The organism is Cytobacillus oceanisediminis 2691, assembly GCF_000294775.2.
Taxonomy (GTDB): domain Bacteria; phylum Bacillota; class Bacilli; order Bacillales; family Cytobacillaceae; genus Cytobacillus; species Cytobacillus pseudoceanisediminis.
The window spans coordinates 265606-288717 of sequence record NZ_CP015507.1 but is presented as its reverse complement, the minus strand read 5'-3'; the positions used below and the strand labels follow the sequence as shown (position 1 = coordinate 288717).

Annotated in this window: 20 protein-coding genes; 7 read left to right on the top strand and 13 right to left on the bottom strand. The window is 35.9% G+C overall.

The genetic code is table 11. The features are described 5' to 3' along the window. Nucleotides 1–16: 16 nt before the first annotated feature. The 7 genes from A361_RS28600 to A361_RS28570 form a co-directional block, all read right to left on the bottom strand. Nucleotides 17–781: a hypothetical protein gene (locus A361_RS28600; RefSeq protein ID WP_019379626.1), complete on the bottom strand. Its 765-nt coding sequence runs from the start codon at nt 779–781 to the stop codon at nt 17–19. Further along, on the bottom strand, nt 778–2304 hold the full coding sequence (locus A361_RS28595) for a hypothetical protein (RefSeq protein ID WP_019379627.1): 1527 nt from the start codon (nt 2302–2304) through the stop codon (nt 778–780). The genes A361_RS28600 and A361_RS28595 overlap by 4 nt, the downstream gene beginning before the upstream one ends. A gap of 332 nt (nt 2305–2636) precedes the next feature. Further along, complete coding sequence (locus tag A361_RS28590; RefSeq protein ID WP_157888626.1) at nt 2637–3134, bottom strand: HD-GYP domain-containing protein; 498 nt, start codon at nt 3132–3134, stop codon at nt 2637–2639. A gap of 4 nt (nt 3135–3138) precedes the next feature. After that, nucleotides 3139–4095, bottom strand: coding sequence for a hypothetical protein (locus A361_RS28585; protein WP_019379629.1), 957 nt, complete (start codon nt 4093–4095; stop codon nt 3139–3141). Further along, nucleotides 4095–5000, bottom strand: coding sequence for a S1 RNA-binding domain-containing protein (locus A361_RS28580; protein ID WP_009336099.1), 906 nt, complete (start codon nt 4998–5000; stop codon nt 4095–4097). The genes A361_RS28585 and A361_RS28580 overlap by 1 nt, the downstream gene beginning before the upstream one ends. 205 nt (nt 5001–5205) lie before the next feature. Next, nucleotides 5206–8082 (bottom strand): type IV secretory system conjugative DNA transfer family protein, encoded by a 2877-nt coding sequence (locus tag A361_RS28575; RefSeq protein WP_236888098.1) that lies wholly within the window; start codon nt 8080–8082, stop codon nt 5206–5208. After that, entirely contained in the window at nt 7970–9292 is a 1323-nt protein-coding gene (locus A361_RS28570; protein WP_236888097.1) for a hypothetical protein, read from the bottom strand. The genes A361_RS28575 and A361_RS28570 overlap by 113 nt, the downstream gene beginning before the upstream one ends. A 1095-nt stretch (nt 9293–10387) precedes the next feature. On the opposite strand from A361_RS28570, the gene A361_RS28565 reads away from it, so the two are divergent. The 7 genes from A361_RS28565 to A361_RS28535 all read left to right on the top strand — a co-directional run bounded on the left by A361_RS28565 (nt 10388) and on the right by A361_RS28535 (nt 18372). Then, on the top strand, nt 10388–10729 hold the full coding sequence (locus A361_RS28565) for a hypothetical protein (protein ID WP_009336102.1): 342 nt from the start codon (nt 10388–10390) through the stop codon (nt 10727–10729). Beyond that, nucleotides 10726–12081: a hypothetical protein gene (locus A361_RS28560; protein WP_019379632.1), complete on the top strand. Its 1356-nt coding sequence runs from the start codon at nt 10726–10728 to the stop codon at nt 12079–12081. The genes A361_RS28565 and A361_RS28560 overlap by 4 nt, the downstream gene beginning before the upstream one ends. 1755 nt (nt 12082–13836) lie before the next feature. After that, nucleotides 13837–14751 carry a hypothetical protein gene (locus tag A361_RS28555; RefSeq protein ID WP_019379633.1) on the top strand — a complete coding sequence of 305 codons (915 nt, stop codon included), beginning with the start codon at nt 13837–13839 and terminating at the stop codon, nt 14749–14751. 518 nt (nt 14752–15269) lie between these two features. Continuing rightward, nucleotides 15270–16142, top strand: a complete 873-nt coding sequence (locus A361_RS28550; RefSeq protein ID WP_019379635.1) for a tyrosine-type recombinase/integrase — start codon at nt 15270–15272, stop codon at nt 16140–16142. A gap of 23 nt (nt 16143–16165) precedes the next feature. After that, nucleotides 16166–16852 carry a hypothetical protein gene (locus A361_RS28545; RefSeq protein WP_236888096.1) on the top strand — a complete coding sequence of 229 codons (687 nt, stop codon included), beginning with the start codon at nt 16166–16168 and terminating at the stop codon, nt 16850–16852. Continuing rightward, a complete protein-coding gene (locus tag A361_RS28540; RefSeq protein ID WP_019379637.1) occupies nt 16849–17499 on the top strand; it encodes a hypothetical protein in 651 nt (216 codons plus the stop codon). The genes A361_RS28545 and A361_RS28540 overlap by 4 nt, the downstream gene beginning before the upstream one ends. Nucleotides 17500–17520: 21 nt before the next feature. Beyond that, nucleotides 17521–18372 (top strand): hypothetical protein, encoded by an 852-nt coding sequence (locus tag A361_RS28535; protein ID WP_019379638.1) that lies wholly within the window; start codon nt 17521–17523, stop codon nt 18370–18372. 106 nt (nt 18373–18478) lie between these two features. On the opposite strand, the gene A361_RS28530 is transcribed toward A361_RS28535, so the two are convergent. From A361_RS28530 to dnaN, 6 genes are read right to left on the bottom strand one after another with little or no spacing between them, the layout of a single operon-like run. After that, nucleotides 18479–19324, bottom strand: coding sequence for a ThiF family adenylyltransferase (locus A361_RS28530; RefSeq protein WP_019379639.1), 846 nt, complete (start codon nt 19322–19324; stop codon nt 18479–18481). Between the two features lies 1 nt (nt 19325). Beyond that, complete coding sequence (locus A361_RS28525) at nt 19326–20288, bottom strand: hypothetical protein (RefSeq protein WP_236888095.1); 963 nt, start codon at nt 20286–20288, stop codon at nt 19326–19328. Between the two features lie 58 nt (nt 20289–20346). Next, on the bottom strand, nt 20347–21054 hold the full coding sequence (locus A361_RS28520) for a hypothetical protein (protein ID WP_019379641.1): 708 nt from the start codon (nt 21052–21054) through the stop codon (nt 20347–20349). Next, complete coding sequence (locus tag A361_RS28515; protein WP_019379642.1) at nt 21029–21571, bottom strand: hypothetical protein; 543 nt, start codon at nt 21569–21571, stop codon at nt 21029–21031. Before A361_RS28515 ends, A361_RS28520 begins: the two co-directional genes overlap by 26 nt. 12 nt (nt 21572–21583) lie before the next feature. After that, the gene (locus A361_RS28510; RefSeq protein ID WP_009336113.1) at nt 21584–21928 is read right to left on the bottom strand and encodes a hypothetical protein; all 345 of its coding nucleotides are present in this window, start codon (nt 21926–21928) and stop codon (nt 21584–21586) included. A 44-nt stretch (nt 21929–21972) separates the two neighbouring features. Next, nucleotides 21973–23097 (bottom strand): DNA polymerase III subunit beta, encoded by a 1125-nt coding sequence (gene dnaN, locus A361_RS28505; protein WP_019379643.1) that lies wholly within the window; start codon nt 23095–23097, stop codon nt 21973–21975. Nucleotides 23098–23112 lie beyond the last annotated feature (15 nt).

Below are 23112 nucleotides of genomic sequence, written 5' to 3'. Positions count from 1 at the left end.
GGGATAATACTCTCCTTTAATGGTAAGTAATATATAAGCGGGCTCCCTTACCAAGTACCTCACCCATTAATTTTGTAAAGTCCTCTTCATTTAATATCACTTCCAGATCACTGATGGTAGAGGTAGCATCTAAGCGTTTATCGCCTTTGTTACCTTCAGCAGCAGATACGACTTCTTTATTGCCGGAATCCTTTACGTACACCACTCTTACATCTTTAAGGAATGGCTTAGTGTTGACTGAAGTATTGATTTCAACTTTTTCTTTAGACTCTGCCTCTTTTGAATCTGTTTCTTCCTTTGTTTCAGAGGTAACTTCGGGAGCACCGTTGGTAATAAGATTCGTTGTTCCATCCTGATTGACAAGATATATATCAATAGAGTCTTTCCTTCGCAATGAACCTGGTTGAGCATAAATCATTTCCTTTGTAATAGGGCGAATAGCTTCTCCTTCGGTTTCATCGGGAATCAATTGTTCAAAATCAATCATTTTAGTTGATATCATTGAGTTTCCTACGATATTGACGGATGAGTCCTGCCCCACTATTTGGTCCATATCTTGTGCAAGTACCACATCGTCAATTAGTGCCTCTTTTGGCCTTCTTTCTATAGCTAACTTATTTTTGGTTATACTTTCAGACTTAAGAATTTCTTCCCCAGCTTTCACAACGACTACTTCTGCTGAATCAATACGATCTTTTATATAAAAATCGTATACAAAAATAAATCCTGCAGTAGCCACGGAAGTGAATATTCCTAAAGCTATTTTGACTCCCGGCTTCATACAGTTGTCTCCTCTCCTTTGGATTCCGCTTTTTCAACACTAATCTTCTTATTAAAGAGCCCCTTAAATACTCCAGTAGCTTTCTTTTGTTTCTTAAGAAAATCACCAGGAAGGATATCTTCCAAAAGCGGCCGCAAACTTGATTCCAATTGTTTTTCGTAATCTTTTGTATCATTCAAGAATAATCCCTGGAACTGTGCTTGAAACACATCTGTTACTGGAAAAGAAGGTAAATGGGTTATCATTTTCTCCAGGTAAAGATCCTTAAGCAATTCGTTTTTCATTAGAGCTTTATCAAATCGATTTCCTACCAATGAAGATTTACCAGACTGAAGCTGCTTTTGTAGAAACTCAATTGATTTTTCACTTGATTCCTCAAAATGCTGGATAAAAGGAATATCAGGTTCAAGAATGAAGTAAGCATGATCAGCAATGTCAAATACATCTTGATAGAGTTCGTATTGCCAGTCAGTACCAACATCCATTATGGTTACTGTCGAGTTAGAAGAGAACAATACTTTGATAAGTGCATCAAATGAAACGTCCTCCTCCTGATAAAGCGGCTCTTTAGTGGGGTGTTTGCAAATAATATCTACTTCTGATTTGCTCCAGTCATATATGCTTTTAATCTTTGGATCTATGTACTTACTGAATTGATAGAATTTACTTTTGTACTCATCCGAATATAAATGCCCGAAAAATCGATCATATGTATACGATTTAGAGAATGGGGATTCTACATAGGTAGTGGAAACGCCCATTTTCGCTAAGCACCTTGCCAAAAGATGTGAAATAAATGTGCTACCACTTCGTTCAATCGGGCTACCAATCATCACTAATTTCTTTTTTACAGGAATACCTACAATCTTTTCGTTATGGTTATGTACATGAAAAGTGTAGTCCCTCTTGATAGTGGTTTTGTTAACGACTTTTTGAACGACTTTCTTTTCAATTACCTTTTGGACGACTTGCTTTTGCTTTTCATGGTTGGGGTTTTCATCAGCTTCACTTTCATTTTCGTTTATTTCTTCCTCACTGGAGCGGTGCTCAACTTCTTTGACTTTAGAGGTATCTGAAAAGATTTCTGATGAAAGGAACTTAGCAACTTTAGAAAATTGTGGTTTGGCTTTTAGCTGTTCAACAAAAACACTCAAATCAAATGAATTTGTATTGAAAATATCCATAATCCCTAAACTGACTATTGTTGAAAGGATAGGATCACCTTTTGGCCTTTCGCACAAATAAACAATACGTAAAGAGTCCTCAAACTGGATACGCATATCTTTGAGGAATGATATGAGCTCTTTGTCTTTCAATTCCTGTCGATTATAATCACTTTCAAGGTAATAATCGTGTATGATTAAGATTTCTGGGGTTTCAATTTCAACAATTTCTTGAAGGAAACGTCTATGCAGCACTTCTTGGGAGGATAAGGTGAAATCCTCTGTATGTTGCTGAAACGTATTAATCAGTATGTCTGTATAGGATTTATCCCCCACAGCGATAAGCACTTTTCTAGGCATTTAAAAATCACTCCTGGAAAAAACAAAAAACCCGAAACGTAATCACCAACAATACCATGTAGTATTGATTGGAAATTAGGTTTCGGGTTTTTCCCGTTTTATTATAGTTTTTTTCAGGCCTCCTAATCTCTTAGAAGGCCCACACTAAAAAACTTTAAGAAAGGCTGTTGCTTCAAGGCTATAAAGCAACTGCGTTGTTGTAGTCCCATTGTATCACTCCGATTTGCTAAATTCAACCATTATATTCGAGCAGCTTGCAGTGTAAATCGCTTAGAAAGAAATTGTATAAATCGATCAACTATATCTGGATCGTATAGTATCCCCTTATTAGATTACAATTCGTCAACTACTACATCGTGACATTTAGTATGCTGATAAATTCTGCCATTCAGCATAGTATCGTAACTGTCTATGACTCTTATCATCCGAGCAAGAAGTGGAATCTCTTTACCCGCAATTCCAAAATATCCACTGCCATCAAAGTTTTCATGATGATATTTAACACACATTGCATACTCTGGAGGAAAGACATCAAGCTTATAAAGTATTTTTTTACCGTAGTCGGCATGGTTCTTGATCTCTGCAAATTCACTTTTAGTCAAAGGTGTAGTTTTATTCAGCAAGGAGTAAGGAATTTTAAGCTTACCTATGTCATGGAGAAGCCCCAGCACAAAAATCTCTTGAGCATTACTAAATCCTAAGAAGTTGGAGAAAGCATATAATTCATCTCCTACCCTGAATGAGTGCATATACGTATCGAGACAGTGATGAAATAAGGCTGTAACAAGAGTGTGAGTTTCTTCTAAAAGCTCCTCGTTAATTTTCTCCACCTCCTTAAAAATCAAGTCTAATTCGTTTTAGGTCTTGCTTGTTCGGAATGTAAAAAGAAGTATTAAATCCACTTTCAAGAACATCCTCTTCGACACATACCCATATATTAAATGGGAAGGTATCCAGCATTAGTTCTTGATGTATATGATTCGCAATGCTAAGGGTGGAAGCAAATATTATGATATAGGAAGTATTATCAGGAAACTCACTTACCGGAATTCTTCCATAGTGTTCATAAATGTTTTTCCAATTGAATAGTCTTTCCTTGAAATACCCAATATAGTTTTGAGTCCCTTGAACTCGATCAATAAGGAAATTCATTTGACCCTGGGGAAACTCTATGATTCCCGCTCCTAATGGTCGGTTATTTTGATGGTTAGTGGCAATGATCGGATTCCACTTCCATTTTTTTAAGATGTTCATTTCCGCCATTAAACAGCGAAGTTCATTCATGGATACATATCGTTTGATTCCACCAACACCTAAAGAATCCCAACGATTCGCGTCCATAAAGAAATCAGAATTATAATAGTGCTTTAAAAGCTTAAATCCGGCCATTCCCAAAGTAAAGGGAGCGGGTGGTTTTACTGCATCCTCTTCTCCGTGAATTCGTATTTTCCAGCGTTCAACAAACCCATTTCGGCGCAAGCGGTCTAGCCTTAAAGATGTTTGAGAAGAACTCATAATAGGCAATAGATACCTTCGTAATTGGTTTTCGTTTGCACAAATGGCATCACCAAGAACTTTTAAGAGTGTGAAATCCTTCTCGTCTAACCTACCCCTCGTAAAATGTTCTACAACACTTTCTAAATTAGTGTAAGGGTAGTATTTCTTCGGCAAGACCTTAGTGCCTTTAAGGAAGGGGTGATCCCATAAAGGCACTTCACCTTTCTTTGTTGTGAGTAATGGATACTCCTGTGTTACTCCTGGGTTAGGCTGGTCTTGAATAAGAGCTTCCATTATTCAAACAAGAACGCTCCAACGTCCCTGCGTTTCTTTTTACCCCTTGGATATCCAGTAATGACAACTTTGGCTCTCCGATTCTCTTTATCGATGCTTCGAATTGCGCAGCTTACCACATCTCCGACCACTGGCTCCTCCAGATAATTAGGTTTAACGCCTTTTACTTCTAATCCAACATCCAGTTGAATGAAGATGCCGTGAACAGCGTCTACACCTGAAACTTTACCAGCGATTGCATTTCTGGATTGTAACGATTCTAGTTTTTCATAAGGATCTTCCATAGTATGACGACGGCTGACACGTATGGTATTGCGCTCTTTGTTAAATCGGATAATCTTTACTTTGATATTTTCTCCGCGGTGAATTTGTTCTTCAATACGTCTTCCCCGCTCCCAGCTGTAATCGTCTGGGTACATAGTGCAATCAACACCATTTACACGAACGAAAATTCGTCTAGTTCTTCTATCAAAACCAGTTATCGTTCCATCAAACACAAATTCATGCAATTGGTCAGTTTCTTCTAAAACCTCAAGTTGGCTTAAAAATTTTGCCCTTTTAATCTCATCTGCCTTTTTTATGCTGACAAGTAAAATTTCTTGTTCTAAATCCAGATGGTCGATGAGGAACTCCTGCATCGTACCTGCAAATCCATTTAGGCTGCGGAACTCATGTGATGAGAATTCATGTGCCGGGCAATAAGCTGTTACCCCGTTTTCAAGCATTAGATAAGCAATTTCAGTCTCTTTATTTACATACTCTTGAGAGTCAGCGTCCAGGACCCTTGCTTTAATTACTCCTACAGAGGTAACAACCCCTTTAACAATCTCTTTATTTCTTTTATATCTTGCAAGATCATCTAGCTGCTCTTCAGATTTCCAAGATTTTGTTGTGAGTTCTTCCATTTGTATCCCTCCTGATTTTAAAAAGGCAGGTAAGCAAACAAAAAAAGTCCCCCAAAAACGAGAGTAGTGTAGTACTACTCTGGTTCTTGGGGGACTCCCATTTTAGAATAATTTAATTTTCGCTCTTGCTACCTTACCAAAAGTGTATACTAAGCGTTATAGATTTGGCAATAATTAATTTACTATAATTAACTATATTACTACTTTATTCCTCAAATACACTGAATAGAATTTCAGCCTTTTTAGAATTGTTCTTTGCTTCTTTGTCTGTTTCAGAAGCTACAGCAACCTCTGACTTTGCGGGTATTTCACTTAACTCTTTTAGTAATTCGTTTTGAAGCTGTTCCTGCTTTTCGCCTAATTGAGACAGTACTGGTCGCTGCACCTCTTTATTTGATATATTACTGTCTGACTCATGAGTTATGTTTATTCGCTCCTTTGGTAAACCCTGTGGCATTTCTTTGGACAAAACATTGACAGTGGGTTCACCATCATCGCTGCTTAGAATAACACTATTAGAAGGTGGTTCTGTTTTGATATCTTCTAAATTAGCGGGACTTAAAGGAACAATCGGCTCTATTGCGTCAGTATTCTTTTTTAAATCTTCCGGAACAGCTTCTAATTTGTCACTTGAAACTCCAGCTGGTATTTCAGCCTCTGGGTCCGAGTCTTTTTTATTAAAAATTGGTAGTGTAATAGGATGATCATTACCGGGATTTAGTAGAAGCGGTTCTGCCTGCTCAATGTCCGATTTCTCTAATTCTTTAATAACCTCTTCTTCATCTAACACTTCAAATTCTTCGAGAGTTTGATTCTCGGTTAACAAAACTATACCCTTTCTAGACTCTAGCCATGTTTTAGCAGCTTCTTCATTTACCTGGATCACGGCCTCATTAAATTCTTCCTTTGGAACAAAGTTTGCATCAATTTGCATAACCGGCACCGGCTTATTATTAGCAACAATTTTAACTGCACATTGGAATGGATTCTGGAAAATGATATCGCTTGGAGATAGGATAGCCTCCTTTTTCTTCTGATAGGAATTCCCAACCCGTAACATAGGCTTTTCTTGCAGCGGGCTGACTGCTTGTTCATTTACTCCTTCTTCAAATCTTTCAACCTCCCCGAATATTTTTGAGAAAAGTTGAGCATCAAAATCAGGAATATCCCCGTAAACCATTTTGTGTCGTAAGGTACCTAGCAAAGTATGCATATAGGTTTCTCCATACTTATCCGCTAGCTGGGCAACAGTTTGTGCTACAACGGTAACAATAACTTTATATTTACGTGACTGAGCTGGAAACTCTTTGAATGGTTGATAAATGTAATCTGGAAATTCATCTACTAAAATATGATGAAAGTTTGATATATTAGGTTTCCTTCTGAAAACTGCATTCTGAAGACTCAACAATACGAGTTTACCTAATACGTTGGATAGGCCGCCGAGTTCTCCCTTGGCCGAGTTCACTAGTAAAACACCGCCTGATTCTAGATGGCGGTCAAATGAAAAATCAGATTTCCCAAATAATACTCTTCGTATTAACGGGCTTGCCCCTATGTCGTTAAGAATGTTTCTTAAACCCTGTACATACTCCGCTTTAGCATCGTAATATTCTTGCTGCCCTCGAAACTCCCCTTCTTGGACAAGTTTTGGTACGTTTCCTTGACCTGCTCTTTCTGTTTTCGGAAGAAGGTTTGTGTCAAACCATTCATCTATCTGTTTTACGATAGCCCAATGATTCCGCTCATCACGATCTTCCATCAGGTCCACATTTTCTGGGAAGGTCTTTTTAAGTTTCTCATGCATTACACGAACAAGGTTAGGATTATCGTACATTTTTAACAACATGTCGAAAGTAACTTCTTGTTCAGGCTCATGCAGTTTTAGTAAATAGATATAGTGCTTTAAATGGTTCCTTTCACTCTGTTGGAAAAAGAAGTTTGCCTGACCGCCTTCTGCTAGACCCTCGATAACCATAGCGAAAGCTTCAGCCACTTTATCAACCGGTCCTTCCATAGGATTTATAGATGGAGTATTCGGATTTGTAGGGTCGATGTAAAATACTGACTCCTCTGGGATGCCATGTGCTTTTACTAACTGAAATGCCTTTTGGCAAAGGTCGTTTGAAGGCTCTATTATGCTTACTCCATTTAGGTACATACCCTTAACATCTTCCGTATGGAAGTCCTCCCTCTGATACAGAGAAGGATATTCATTTATGTAGCGGCTCATCCAATGTAAATCCTGATTAATTATAGGTAGAACCAAAGCAGCGGTTTTACCTGTACCGATACTACCAATTATGACATTGTTGAGAGTACGGTCCTTACCTGGTTGGACAACCATTTCTTTTGTGTCTGAGTCTGGCCCCAATACCACATCTGGCCATAGTTCCTTTTTGCTCATCTTAAAGAATTTTTGCAGATGAACATTCTTGTATTCAAATTCCCAAAATGCTTGATTAAGTTCCTTTGAATATTGTGAGTACTGTCCAAATAGCCATAGCATACTTACGCAAGTAATTGTAGTAGGAACGAACATAACTGTTAGAAGCAATGTTTGGGTGTCACCCACCGCAATTTCTAACCATATACTTTGAACATCCATTTGATTTATGCGATTTCCTAAATACGGGATCAGGGTGTTATATACTGGTGCACTAATCAACCTAAGGAAGTGGAAAAACATTCCTAAAGCCATATTTCCAAACCAAGCAATTCTCCACCTTTTCGTTTGAAATGCTTTAAACTTTGTACTGATTAGCCATCCCACTATAAGACAGATTGCTGATAACCAGAAACCGATTCGGCCAGGTTCTGTAGAGTCACCAAATAAAATAAATGATGGTACCACACCTTTAAATTGAGCAGACATTAAAAAGAAATAATTTATGGTTGCCCGGATTGTTAGATACAAAGAGAGAATACCCAGTATTGAAACGGCAATGCCCGGCAATTTTAACAGCAGTTTATCCCTCATAAAGCAACACTTTCTTCCTCTTAAATTTAGAGGTTTGCTGATAAAATGTTGATCCGTCAATACTATTTCTTTGTAGCCTTTCGAAAGAACTGAAATAGACATGATTTAACTCCCAAAGGTCACCCAGATTATCATGCAATCTCTCCTCTTCTGTTTGATAGATAGCAAGGATTCCATCGACATGACTTTTATAACGGTCTTTTTCTAAAAGCCAGTTTAAATAAGCAAGTTGGTCCAAGGACTTTACGCAGCCTTCATCCATTACTTTGATTAAAAATGTTTTTACCTTCTCTCCTTCTCTTTTCATGTCAAAATGGCCGTCAGCAAAATATGAATTTAATACGTTTCCGGTATAAAACTCTTCAGGTAGCCTTTTTACCATTGAAACATTGAGGTGTTTATTAGTTTCTAAAGCTCCAATACTTTCATTTAGTACATAGGAATGTTCCTTAGTCTTTCCTGTTAGTAGGTTATAAGCTACTTTTCCTGCTCTGCTAGAAGTGACCACATGGAAATGAAGGTTAGGAATGATATGAGCGCTTGCCCTAATAACATATTCTTTTATTTGGCTTACACGCTTTTTACGTTCTTTTGGCCGATCTTCCACATAGCATAGGATGTCATCATCTGCAGAATCTATAGGGGCAATCAATATATGATGGTCTTTATGTTCTAAATTCTGAGCATTATATTCTACATACCTTTTAACTTTATCGATGATAGTATTTGCTCTTTCATGCCCGGTATCCGATTCAATATTCAGTATTGATGAATCACTGTACAATATCCAATCCGGTTCTACTAGAGTTGGTATTTTTAAGAGGTTTTTTCCCTGTTCTTTATAAGCCTTCTTCACTTTAGTGTCATAGTATGGAGTTTCTAATGGAGGAATTGAAGTAAACCTACCTCCCTTTTTATAAAACTCTAAATACGTTCTTATTACTATTTCTCTTGTTAAAAAGAAGTGATCAGCCGTTTTAGGATTTGGCAGCTCTACCAAAGGATAAGTTGAATTATGGATAACCCCTTCATTTACTAAAATATCAATTCCATTCTTATTGATCTGTACACATCTTAATTGGACCTTCTTCCTCCCGCTATAAACTTGTGTTTTGGTAATCTTAAGCTCGTTCCATTTCTGAAGCTTCTTGTAGACAGCACTCTTTTTCATACCATATGCCTTTAAAAGAAAAAACCTTACTTGTGAGACAGTTACTGATTTATGTAACCATATTAGCTTTAATAATTCTTTATCTTTTTCAGTTATCCATGCCCTGCCATTATTGTAAGTATAGATAGACTTATCACTCACCACTTATAGCCTCCCTTCTATGAGATAAAAAAAGACCCCGAACAAACCAAGCCTAAGCTTAGTGAGTCCAGGGTCGTCCCTTTAGATATGAAATTTCGACCTGAGTATACCATTTTATATCAGAGCTGGCAATAAAATATCGTGATATCTAGCGAATGATTATACAGGGATATACAAAGAATGGTGACCTTCATACTTAATAAGTTTTGTTATGAAATAGCTATATTTTAGGGTACAAATCGATGTTGTAAAATCAATAGAATTCAGTCTCATTACTGTAAGATTAACGGTGTGAAAACACGGTAAGAACTCACACTTGCTTTCGAACCCTTATTTACGATAATACCAAGACTTCATAGTACTTTTATTGGTGTACCATGGTGGAAAACTTCTGGTGGAACGATAATCGTTCCACCGCAACCTTTCCACTGGTAAGCGGAATTTTACTGATTTTGTTATATATTGAGGACTAAAGATACGATCAAGAATTTGAATGGAATAGTGAATACCCATATATAAAAGATAGTTAGGAATCCTTTCGAGATCTACCCGCTACCGACAATCTCCTACGTTCATTTCCCTTCTGGACTGTCTTCCCTGCATTTAATACTCCATCTTCCAGTAATAATATAAAACAATGTATTGAATTTACTTGAAAAAATTTATATTAATTCAAATGCTAGTACATGAGCTTGAATGAACCTGAATGATTGCTAGACAACGGTAAATATGTAAGTTGAATGATGTTGAATTGTGATCGAAGATGATCTATCTACCCCCTTTATACTGAACTAAATTGAATTTAATGATACGAAAATGAAATATAGTAGACTTTATTATGTAAGTTTTAAGGTTCATAATTGAGGTACGCAATTATGGTGCGCATTGAGAGTTATTGAAGGGTATATATTATCAGCAATAAATGTGTCTGAGATTTTTATTATGTACCACAATTGAGGTACGCAACAAAGGATGGATAGTACATTTATTTGTAGATAATTAAGTATAAATATTGCTTTTATTTGGCTTGTTTTCTATAATGTTCCTTAAAGGTACATAAAAGAGGTCTTTTAAGGTTCATAAGGTGGTGAAGGTATGAGTGAACTTGAAGCTAAGAGTTTCAGAGACTTAGATGAGTTGGAATACGATAATGACACGCTGCGATTTCTTAGAAAGAAGCTAGATGACTTTACTATAGACGTATTTAGACAGGTCGTAAAAGAAAACAAGATACATAGAGGCCTGGTTAAGACCAGGTTAGATAACTTTCATAGCAAACGAAAGAAGTATGATTCCGCTTTTTTGACTCTAGAAGCTCAAGGGTTTGTTGAGAAAAAAGAAGACGGAACCGCGACTCCCTATTTTGTTACAGTAAGAGGCAAACAATTAGCACAACTACTTTATGAAGAAAAGTTAAGGAAGGAGCAACACATATGATGATTAAGGCTTTTGGAGAAAATGAAAAGTTAGGTGCAATTAAAGCGCTGTTATCCCCACATTTACTATCTGATGAACTAAAATCTGAAATGGATCGTTATCCTTCACAAGCAATTATCGGTCTTGGACAAGGTGGTGGCCGAATCGCTGCTGAATTATCAAGGTTTGGGTACCCAACTTTCCTACTCAATTCATCAAAATCGGATATGGAAGAACATAAAAACTTGATCCCGGAAACACATAGGATTGTAACTTCTAGTAAGGACTTTCCTGAACTAGAAGGTACGGATAAAAATGCACAGCTTGGATTTGAAATCGCTAAAGAAAATGCAGATTTATATAAAAAGGTCGCACTTGACGATGCAGTACAGGACTCAGAATTCGTATGGGTTTGTGTAAGTTTAGGCGGCGGGACTGGTAATGGAGCTCTTAAAGTAGCATTAGCTTACCTATCGAAAGTCAGAGAAAATAGAGCCCTACCAGGCGGAAAAATCCCGTTAGGTGTTATTTGCTCCCTGCCTTCTTCTGATGAAAGAGGATCTGCGTTTAGAAGAAACGCTCTTGCTGGAATTAGTGTGATTCAACAGCTTATGAATGAAAACAAAATGGGTGCTGCTGTAGTTATTGATAATGAAAAAATGAAAGACTATTACGCAAATAGCCCTCTCAAAACATACGGTGGCCTTGAAATTGATGCTAAATCCTATAGCAATATGGTAATAGCAAGTGCTTTAGCTGAAATTTCATCTCTACCACTTTTAGATGGACGGTCCGTATTTGATAAAACGGAGCTACTTACTACCTTATCAACTCCAGGCTGGCTATCTATATCGAAGCATAAGGAACTGAAAAATGATGAAAATATTGAGTCTGTTATAGGAAATCTATTTAATAACAATGAAGTACTAGCTACTTATAAAGTGCAAAATGCTGTGGCTGGTGCTGTAGCAGTTCTATATCCTTCTTCGAAGAATATTTCACCTAAGATTGCAGATGATGTTTTTAGATATACTTCTGACTTGCTTGATACCAAAGTAAACCTGTCAATATCTAAAAACAGCAAGTTGGATAACCTTACTTTATATGGGCTTGCCGTTTACCCTTCTCCCTCTGTAAGAATTCAACAGTTAAGAGAAGAATTATCTCAGTGGGAACAACTAGAAAAAGAACAAGAGGAAGCTAAGAAACAAGCTTCTTCAGCACTAGGGTTAGATGAATTTGATGACTTCTTCTCTTCTGGAAACACTACAGTTCGACGGAAAAAGATGACTTTAGATGATTTAGAATTTGAGGAAAATGAGAACAAGCCAAAGAAAGCTAAAGTTGCAGATTTGAATGATATTGATTTCTAAAATGACAAGCCTTCCGAGGCTTGTTTTTTTATATCATTCTTATACACTGGATTGTACACCTCTTTTACGTACCATAAAGGAACATAACTAAATACCACCTTTTATATTAATCAATTTTTAATTTGTGTACCCTAGTTCAATCTTGAATGGTACACCATATAAGTTTTTACGCTTTGCTTAGAATTTTCATTCATTTAGAGTCAAATGCCTCTATAGAAAATAACAATGAATGCACCTAGATTAGTTAGGTTTATATACAAAGGATCAAAACAAAGGCCTTTGGTAAGCCAAGACTTAACATTGCTTCATATTTCTGGACAATTGATATAAAAAACTAAAATCAGATTCATTCAATGAAGTGCGGACGCTGTTTTTGCGCTGCACCTCAATCAAATACGAGTAACAGACTCATTCTTCGACGCTATGAGTATCAAATACTACTATACAACGGAAAATATGATGACTTTAGATGATATAGAAAATAAAAAATAATCCTTTAAGGGCCGTTTTTTGTATTATTCTATTACTCCTGGTTATGTACCTCTTTTGTGTACCGTAACGGAACACAATAAAACAATCCTTATAATATCAATGGTTTTTTTGTGTACCCCAATTAGCTACCTCGAATGTGGTACACAAAAAAAGTTTTTACACTTTGATAATGTGTTCCCTATCCGAATATAAATTCAGACATCTAAAGCCATGGGAGGTAATACCAATGAATTTCCTTAGTTTATTCAAATTTTGCTTAAAGAGCTCAACCCAATATCCTTTAGTAAGCCAGACTTATCATTGCCTCTAAGTACTGGACAATTGGTGAAAAAACTAAAATCACCTTCATTCAATGATGCCTGGACGCTGTTTTTACACTTTATCTCAACAAACACGAAAATCAGACTAATTTCTTCAACACTAGGAATATAAGAATTCGGTGACTTCTTCTCTTCTCGAAACAAAATATGACTTTAGAAGAAAATTAGAACAAACCTAAGAAAGCTAAAGTTACAGATCTGAATGATATAATTCTAAAAACCCTGCCCTTTAGGGCTATTTTTTTGTAACTTCAGGTTCTGTACCATTTTTGTGTACCATAAAGGTACACAACTAAACAATCCCTTATGTATCAACGTTTTATTTGTGTACCACAATTAACAACCTCAAATGCAGCACATACAAAAGTATTTTATATCTAGCTAAATACAAAATAACATTCTGACGGCTATAACTATAAAAGATAGAATCAAAGAATGCCCTTAGATTAGTAAAATTTACTTATAGGGCTTCAAAACAATTGCTTATGATGATCCAAGACGCAAACATAGTCTCTTACCCTGGTTAATTGGTATCGAAATCATCAATCACCTTCATTCAAAGAAGTATGGACGTTACTTCAGCATTCAATCTCATTCAATTACAAACAAAATCACAATAAAAGCTGATAAATCAAGCGTTAACACACACAAACGATGGATAGCGTTACCGTTTACGGAACGTTAAATAGCGTTCCTTATAATTCAATTACGAAAACGATGGATTCATATTTGTATGCATGAATCAACTACGTTATTGATTTATTAAATTACGTAAGGTAGCGCTCGCGCTGATGTTCGTTTGCGACGGATATCGCAAGCGCTGCGAATCGTTCGGAGGTTGCTAACGCCTAATATATCAACGTTTTGAGTTGATTTATGGATGGTTTAAGTGTAATATTTTTTATAAATGATTGTAGAAATCTACAGTACTGGAGGTGAGGATGTGGAAAACTTAGATATGAAAGAGCTGCTTATGGAAGAATTTGAAAATGACCCTATTTACAGAATGGCTGTTTTGAATGGGTTAGAGGACAGTGTGTTCACAAACGGAATTTTATCAATGCATAAGGACATGACATATAGCACTGTAGAGGCAGGCCGTATTATTGAACGGTCGGATTCTACAATTAGAAATCATTTTCGTTCAGATCTAATCGAGTACATACAACCGGAAAAGTTCGGGAAGTACTATAGGTTAAACTATAAAAGTGTATTTCGGTTACATTTAATATTTATATTAATGGACAAAGCCTCAAAAACTTCTGTGGATTTGCTTGCTGAGCTGGGAATGCAACCTGGTGTTTCAATGGGAGGGAATGTAAAGAGGGTTCAACGTGAAAGCAGCGATCTTCAAGAATATAACGATCAGCTTCAAAATAATTATGAAGAACGCTTATTAACTATGGAGAGAAATTTAGGGTTTCAGAGTAAAATGCTGAACATACTAAAGTACGAGAAAGACATTTCTGATATTGAGAGAAAACTAGAGAGAAAAGAAGTTGAAATCGACCAGATAAAAACAGATGCATATATGAAATATTTAGAAGAAAAACAAACTCAGCTCTTATCAACCTCATTGAAGAAAAGTGTTCAAAAATCATCTTTCTTAGGGCTATTTAAAAAACCTGATAATATAGATGTTGAACAAATTAACAAAGATGTTGAAACAAAGCTAAAAGAAAAAATGGATCAAGAAATTAAAGAAAAGATCAATATAGCAAGAAAAGAAGTAGAAGCACTCCAAGAGGAAAAAAGGAAAGTAACTACATTACTACAGCAAGAGCGTGAATCTTTTTCGAATATGCAGCTTGATACTGATGTAGATGACAAAAAACTATTAAGTGCAAATATGAAATAGATTGAAATATCCGAACATATGTTTTATAATAGGTTTACTAAAGTTGTTCATAAGGGGTGGGGCAGAGTGTTAACATATAATTTTAAAGAGAAAACAGTTAGAACAATTGATAAAGTGGTGGTGGCTGCAACCGCAGTAACTCTGCTTGCAGCTATCGCCAGGACAATCATTAATTGGTAAGTTCAATATCTCCTAAAGCTATTAAAGCTCATTCAGTAAAATATTTACTGGGATGAGCTTTTTTTTAGTCATTATTATTGTATTTCTAATGGGTTTTTGTTAAACCTTAGCTGCGTTCTTGGTTTGAAAAATAAATAAAATACAGGGTACAACTGAACTCTAAAAAAGTTAGGTTTCAAAACCACTGAGTAGTTAAGGTGAGTCTAAAATTTGCGGTAGTAAATTACAACAAAAAACCACTTAAAATTGGCAGTTTTTTAGTTTTTAAGGAAGATACGAACATATAATCTAGTATAATATAGGAAATATAAAGGTCTGATATTAGGAGGGGAGAATGAATGCCTTACGGATTTATTAAGCATATCGAAAATAAAGGGTATAGTGAGGAAACAGTAAATAGCTACGAAAAGGTTATAAACCAATTTTTTGCCTTTATTAAAGATAAATATCCGGAGAATAAGGAACCTTTTCAAATTACCTCTTCAGACATAATCAAATACTTAGAGTATCAACGTGATATAAGAGAAAAAAGTATCTCGACAATAAATAAAGAACTTGCCATTTTAAAGACTATGTTTAACTATTTTTGGGAAACTGACAAAGTACCTTTAAGTGTTGATCCTGCAGTCAAAATCAAGAGGTTTGTTGTAAAAGAAAAGCCAACTGTGCACATTCAATTTCACGAAATTCTAAAAGTACTTGATCTAGTTCTGCTTAATGATGAATATTCGCCGCTTAGAAAAGTATTGTTTTTATTGGCCACTAAAGGCTTAAAGATGGCTGAGTTTGGATTTACCAAGGATAAAGTTAAAGATAACGCAAATAAAGATATAGTTGAAATTCAATTGAAAAATAGAACCATTACCCTCCAGGGATCTGAAGTGGCGTACTTCCATGAGTACTTTTACTCCACTTTTTTTAATGGCAGCGAGTATGTATTTACGACAAAACATCACGGAGAGAACGTAACTGGACCTATACAGGTAATGTCCATGCAAAGTCATTTAAGAGCAATATCTCGTGATTACCTCCCTGAAGGATCTCCAGCTTTAACTCTTACTATAATTCGAAGAGCTATCGCATTTGATCTTTATTCTAAAAAAGTACCAATCCAGCTAATAGCCGCCGAATTAGGAATTGAAGAAAATACTGCATCATACTATCTGAAACAGATAGTCGAAGGAACCTATACCCAAAAAGAACTTGAATAGGCTTCAAAATTAAGTGTATAATTGTGGAAACAAAAACAACAATGGGAAGCACCCAGAAAAACTATCTTTTATCGGAGATGGTTTTATTCTGGAGTGCTTTTTTTTATGGGAAAGGAGCTGTGGCGTTGGAAGATAAGCAAGTTGCTAGAAACCTATTAGATTTCTCCAAAGCAGTCTTAATAGGAGAAGGAGATTTTGATTTCAATAATTCCAATGATGTATTATCTATACCTTTTAACAAACAAAAATCTTTATACTTATCGGAAGTTCTTAAGAATGAGCAGATTAGTAACTATATTGAAATTAATAGTAAAAAAGAACAGCTTAGTATACATTCACATCCAATTTTAAAAACTTTGATAGACCAATGGTACAAAGATAATTCGAAGATATTTAGCTTAATCTTAGATCCAGGCTTGATTACTTTAAAATCGATTATTGTCTGCATCAACTTATTTGGAATTAGAAAATTAGAAAGCATATCACTACCAACTAGTATTGATAGAGATCATCTTAAAACTCTTTCATATTGTTTAGAAAAGCATTTAAAAGTACCAGTAACACCTAGCAATAACCAAATGAAAATAACAGATATACCTAAACTTGTCACATCTGCAGTGAGTGACATCTCTGCTTTACATAGCGCAGAACTAATAAATTATCTTACTACTAAAGAAAAGAAGCTTTTGACAGAAGGGACCTTAAGATGAAAGTTAAAGCTATTTCTCTAATTCTATCTAGTTCTATGCTGTTAACTGGATGCGGTGGTTTATTCGATAAAGAATCAAAAAGAATTGAAGCTCTAAAAGAAGAAAAGAAGCAAGGTGAACTTAAGGATAGCAAAGAAAAAGAAGAACAAGAGAAAATATACAAAGATATGGAGAGACCAGTTAATGAGGTAGTCTATGAAAATGAGTTAGATACCTTAAAAGAAGTTGAAAATCTAGACTACAAAAATTTAGAAGAGTATAAGGATGCTGCAGAGTTTTCAAAATTTGTCGCAGACGCATTGTATAAATTCTACACAGTGCAACTTTCTCCGGAAAACTATTATGAATTCCTTTTACAATATGGAACTGAGTCAGTAAAGGAATCTTTACCTTCTAAGGATGATGCTGTAACTGTATTTTCTTCATTACAGGACCTGTATCTAAAACAAAATATTAATGGCGAAAGCTACACATTAACAAATGTTACTTTTAACCGGCTTAAAAATGAAGGGAGTTTTTATCGTAAGGTTTTAACAACAAACGGGGAGGAGTATTTTATATCCATAATTCAAAAGGAAAATGGAGTCTGGAAATATGCTGATGATAGTCCTTCACCTCCATATGAAGTTCAGGATAATGCTTCATAATACTTACAAAGGAGAATTTAGATGACACAAACCACTGAGATTAATATTTATGAATACACACAAAAGAAATTAAAAGCCCACCAACAGAATAATCAAGAGTTCAATATTGATTTAGCAACAATCTATGAGTTCTATAAAAATAGATTATTACAATACGTGCAGCATGACAAAGTAGAGAAGATGGAGAATATGCTATTTGCAGGAATTCAATCACAAATATTTAATGGTTACTTTATGGCAATGGAATTAATGCAAAACAGCGAATCGAACTTTGAGGATGATTGGTTTAAACAAGCAGAAGGGGTAATAGCGCAACAAATCCCCGATATGCTCCGAGTCGGCTCAAATAATAACCTAGAAGAAGTAATAACCATGGATAGCCTTAGAGAGATGATCAAATGGATGGTAATTGAATATGAGGGTGTTTACCCTACCCTGATGGATATATCCTTAAATACGGCTTGTTTAGGGGCATTATGGGCTTTTAAAGACGAGGCTAATAAAAGAGGTATACATTTTTATAAGTCTCAACACAAAGGCATTATGGCTTCTCTAGATGACATTACCTTTATTAATCCTCAGAACTATCTTAGTTTAACTGCAGTAAATAGTTTAAGTGAAGTTTGGGAGATTATAAATTCAGATTATAGAGGATTAGACAAAATAGGAGAAGTAACAGTTTTGGCTGTTGATATCGGGGATAGCGAAAAAGGTCTTTTCCTGAATATTTCAATAAAAACTAGCCTAACTGATTTAGAGCAGGACAATCTTTTAGATCAAATAGTTACTAGAGCAGTTGTTATGAATACTCTTGATAGAGATAAACTTACAGTTAACTTAGCTCAAGTAGACAGTTTCTTTCAATACAACTAATAAACAAGACCAAGCAGATTGCCTCTGCTTGGTCTTTACATATCTTCTTTTCGAAGTACAAAAAAGACCATCTAAAAAATGATGGTCTTATAAAAATTAATTTATTTTATTGAGTTATCGGCTCACTTCTCATATATCCTTTCTTAGAATGATAAAATATCTTATGGGTAGATAATGTTCCTAATTCGAATATTTCATTCAATACTGTGGATGCTGCTAGAGCTGAGTAACGATTAGTTATCACTCTCTGCGGATTAGAAGCAGCAAGTTCAGTACATGAAAGTTCGGACGGGGCAATTTCATCCTGGTCTTCTAAAATATCAGGAAATACAGAAGCAACTGGCTCAGAAATTACATTCCCATTAATTTTAAGGCCACATACCAATTGACCCGTAAAGCCTGATCGTTCATAAGTTTCCAACTCTTCTTCTGTCCAGGCATCTTTTGACCGGATACGGAAGTCATTGGGAACCTGGGCTTCCTCATTCCCAATATCGATATATAAAAGATTATCTACTTTTTCAAAGTATTCATGGAATACCCTTCTAGAGAAATTGTTATCAACACAAGAGATTAAGATTGGTACATATGATGTACTCCAGCCATGACAACCTTCATAGTCTGTATTAAATAAGTTGTCTAAGGTTTCAACATTCTCAATATAACTAGCGCTATATGTTTCAATGTTTACCTGGTAAGCTGAGCGATAACGTTTAGCTAATATTTCTGCTTTGTTCCTTCCTAAATCTTGGCGTAAACAAAGCTGGTTAGCTAGGTTTTTTTCTTCATAATGGTCATAATCAGCAATCACCATTTTGCCCCACACATCAAAGATATTGAGCATTTGAGCTACTTGCTGAATGACATAACCTCCATTTCCTCCCGCTCCAACTAACACAATATGAGTGAAAAGACGTTTTCCTTTTGTAAAGTCCACAGATATTTTTGGCATATTACTCTACCTCCACATTTGAAATATCACTAAGATAAGTCGCATAATCATCAAATACCGGGTTTTCAAAAACATTAGAGGGATTAATATTAAAGTGTTTTTGAGTCTCCTTGTTAAATGTTCTTACGATTAAATCCGGAAAAAATTTATCCAAGCGGCCAACAATGGCATAAAGGATAGGGGACCTTTCGTTAGCATCATCCACTGGAGAGGGGATAGCCGGCATTACATGATGAGAATGGATCTCCATTACTTTTATTAAGTTTCTATCACCATATTTCTCAACATAAAGCCATGCATTATCATCATCGATTGAGCAAAGCACAGGGTTAACCACTTGCTTAGGAATATCTAACATAAATGTTCCTGTGTCCCTGTCAATGTAGATGTCAGCATGAACCTCCGTTCCAAACTTACTAGAAAAATCTTTGGCTACTACGATAAAATCAGCCAATATGTGAAAGGGAATTTTCTTTTTCTTTGAACAGGAAGAAACCTCTGCAGATGCAGAGGTCTCCTTACAATCCACCATACCTTTCTTCTTTGCAGAAAGTACGGGTACAATAATGTTTTTCTTCTCAATGTATACAAGTTGAGTAAAGTTGGCCACAAGCTCAGGAAAGTCATCTTCTAATTTCTTTCTGAGAGCATTTTCAGAAATCGCCTCAAATGCTGATTCTTCTCCATCATCATCTTTTTTCTTCTTTTTAGTCGGAAGTCCATTTTCTAGCTCTTCTATTGAGAAATAGTTGGTAACTGGCAAGTCCATACCCGCATAGCGAACAATGGTATCAACCAGGACTTTAAATGGATCCTTTTTTGGAGCAGCTGGTGTAGAAGCTTTGGCCTCTTTCTTTTCCTCATTTGATTTCCTTAATTTTTCGATTTGTTCTTCTCGCTTTTTTACGGCGGCTGCTTTTGCAGCTTCAAGCTTAATTACTGCCTCATCCTCAATATCAAACATGCTAAAAATATCAGTTTGTTCTACCTTTGTCATTGTTTATTTCCTCCAATTAGTTTTTTTAAAAATTTCCAAGTATAGACTCTTTTAAAGGAACAAGCCATTCATCGTTAAAATCGTTGTCCTTAAGTACGGTAAAAAGCTCTCGTATTGTTTTTCCATTAGACGTCTTTGACCCATAGTCATCCCCGAACGGTGCCGCAAAAAAGATATTATGAAAAGTACTTAACTGAGATAGAGTTTTAATAGGAGGGAGTTCATTTCCACCCATACATACCTTTGTATCTGTGTTCACATTTGAAAAAGGAAACAGAAATAAAGGGGTTTCATCAGTTAGTATCCCTTGCTCTTGCACTGCTACAATGTTAGATAGGGTTACTTGAGTGTCAGACACTGAGTATTTAAAAATCATCCTTGGGAATCCCACCTTCTCAAAAGCCTGAGAATGATAGGTAATATCCCACCGCCTTTTCGGTATCTCAATGTATACTTCATGCTGTTTAGCAGCTCGATTCACCCATACATGCTTTATGCAATTTTGCGGTAAAATAGGAGTTGAAATGTTTTCTCCACCTGCACTAGATTCCGATAAGATCCGGATTAAATCTGATAGAGTCATTTTATATAAATCCTGGATGAGACGGTTTTCTATTTTCACCATCTTGTCCAAGCTTTCTGTCTTTCCATCAAAACGGTCAGATAATCGCAGAACCTCTACATAACCTTCATAGTCATCAATTTTGTCAGATAGCTTGATAACATAATCCATTATCTGTCACACCCTCAATTTGTATATATAAATCCTCTACTAATCTAGTAATTCTAGCCACTGCCTCAGCCGCTTCAAAAAATACACTTGTAAAATAAATTGCCAAGACCAATCCATATTCCTTATGGAAACTCATATCAAATTCAGTAAGATCTCCGTAAAGTTTGGATAATGGCTTTTTTAGCTTATCTATCTCACCCGTATCTAGTAGCTTTTGAACCTTATCATTGTTTAATAAATATAGCCGCTCAGGAGTAGAAGAAATATTAGATTCTTTAGTAATGGTTTCTAGTTTGTGTTCATCTTCATAATCCAGCTGTCTGAATGTTGGATAAAGTGCTTTTAATCCAGCTTCTAGAATCTCGAAAGATGAACCATCATAACCACCTGGATACACAATGTATTCCGGAAATTCTTTCACATTAACCCCTAAATCGTGCCAAATCTTTAATGTAAGAAAATTGCTTATTGATTCATCGTAAGCGTATTTTTCTTCTGCATCTAATAACATTCTCATGCCAATTCCTCCTTAAATGAAATCATCTTCATTCTCATAAACCTTGTTATTACATTTGGTTAATGAATAGATCAAGTCATCCCAGGCAGCGTTAATCTCCCATAGATTGTCTTTAATAGCGACTAAATCTGCCTGTGTCATTTCATCATCGTAGTGGGGGAGGAAATAAAACTCATAAAAAGCTCTAAGACCTCCGTTTAGATTAAAAGAATCAAAATCCACCTTTTTGGTAGGAGTATGATTCCATACATATTGAATGACTTTGGCTACTCCTTCCTCTTTCTTTTCAGAGGTTTGCTTTTTAATTTGCTTATAAGGCTCCAAAAGTTTTTCTACTTTATGAAAGTCAATCTTCAAATTAATTCCCCCATTCGAAAAGGAGGGAGATAACTCTCCGCTCCTTACTGTGTTCTAACTGGTAAGACCAGCTGAAGCTCTTCATACTCAGATTCACATGGAGTTAACAAGAAAGGTCTCATTTCTCCGTTGAACTTGAAACTTATGAATTCGTCATCGATGGCTTTTAAAGCATCAACAATGTATTTTCCCGAAAAGCTAATCGTGAAATTATCTTCGCCTTCTAAAGACTCATAATCTACAACCGATTCACCTTTGCCTGTTTGAGCGGTATAAGAAGAAATAGTTGCTGCTCCGTTTACATGAAGTTTAATTACTCCACCTTGTCCATTGTCTGCATTATTAGCAATCCCGCGGATTATTTCAATTTCATCCAGGAACACTTTCCGATTAATCTTCATTTCCGCTTTAAAATCTTGCGGAATGAGACGGGAAGTATCAGGGTAGGTGCCTTCTAACAAACGACAATAGAACACCAAGGAACCACTTCTAAAGATGAGCTGGTTTTCTGATTCACAATAGATATGGACATCCTCCTGTAAATCAAATGTTTTATTCAGCTTATCAAGCGATTTCGCAGGAATAACAAACTTTAAATCCCTATCTGAAGTGTTTCTCACCTGGACTTTACCCAACCGGTGAGAATCGGTACAAACCATTTGCATACAATCTCCAGAAAGGTCTAGGCATACACCGGTTAATATAGGGCGTATTTCAGAATCAGCCGCAGCAAATCCCGTTTTCTTGATTAGATTGCTAAGATCAGTGCCCTTTAAGAACAGGGTAGATTCTTCAATAGCAAAGTCGGGTAACTTTGGAAACTCTTCAGGGTCAAACGTATTCAAATTAAACTTAGACCGGCCTGATTGCAGAAGGAGAGTAAAACCATCAAGCTTTAAGGTAATGTCCTTCTTGAATCTTTTTACGGTTTCGGTCACTTGTTTAGGCAATACCGTTTTCCCTGGCTCATATACCTCAACGTTTTCACCATCAACAGGTACGTGAAAGCGGAATGATTCATTACTGTCAGAACCTATAAAAATAAGTTCTTCATTAGTAGCTTCCATGTAGATTCCTTGTAATATAGGGATATTGTGTTTGGCGTTTACTACCTTCTCTACCTTTTTTAAAGCATCAGACAACACAGAATGGTTAATTTTAATATGCATTGTTATTCCTCCATG

Bases quoted from the DNA above. Each gene is read 5' to 3' on its own strand.
- A361_RS28515 (WP_019379642.1), bottom strand. From the start codon at position 21,571: ATGAGAATGTTATTAGATGCAGAAGAAAAATACGCTTACGATGAATCA.
- A361_RS28575 (WP_236888098.1), bottom strand. From the start codon at position 8,082: ATGTCTATTTCAGTTCTTTCGAAAGGCTACAAAGAAATAGTATTGACG.
- dnaN (WP_019379643.1), bottom strand. From the start codon at position 23,097: ATGCATATTAAAATTAACCATTCTGTGTTGTCTGATGCTTTAAAAAAG.
- A361_RS28580 (WP_009336099.1), bottom strand. From the start codon at position 5,000: ATGGAAGAACTCACAACAAAATCTTGGAAATCTGAAGAGCAGCTAGAT.
- A361_RS28560 (WP_019379632.1), top strand. From the start codon at position 10,726: ATGATGATTAAGGCTTTTGGAGAAAATGAAAAGTTAGGTGCAATTAAA.
- A361_RS28565 (WP_009336102.1), top strand. From the start codon at position 10,388: ATGAGTGAACTTGAAGCTAAGAGTTTCAGAGACTTAGATGAGTTGGAA.
- A361_RS28540 (WP_019379637.1), top strand. From the start codon at position 16,849: ATGAAAGTTAAAGCTATTTCTCTAATTCTATCTAGTTCTATGCTGTTA.
- A361_RS28585 (WP_019379629.1), bottom strand. From the start codon at position 4,095: ATGGAAGCTCTTATTCAAGACCAGCCTAACCCAGGAGTAACACAGGAG.
- A361_RS28535 (WP_019379638.1), top strand. From the start codon at position 17,521: ATGACACAAACCACTGAGATTAATATTTATGAATACACACAAAAGAAA.
- A361_RS28530 (WP_019379639.1), bottom strand. From the start codon at position 19,324: ATGCCAAAAATATCTGTGGACTTTACAAAAGGAAAACGTCTTTTCACT.
- A361_RS28550 (WP_019379635.1), top strand. From the start codon at position 15,270: ATGCCTTACGGATTTATTAAGCATATCGAAAATAAAGGGTATAGTGAG.
- A361_RS28595 (WP_019379627.1), bottom strand. From the start codon at position 2,304: ATGCCTAGAAAAGTGCTTATCGCTGTGGGGGATAAATCCTATACAGAC.
- A361_RS28520 (WP_019379641.1), bottom strand. From the start codon at position 21,054: ATGGATTATGTTATCAAGCTATCTGACAAAATTGATGACTATGAAGGT.
- A361_RS28600 (WP_019379626.1), bottom strand. From the start codon at position 781: ATGAAGCCGGGAGTCAAAATAGCTTTAGGAATATTCACTTCCGTGGCT.
- A361_RS28525 (WP_236888095.1), bottom strand. From the start codon at position 20,288: ATGTTTGATATTGAGGATGAGGCAGTAATTAAGCTTGAAGCTGCAAAA.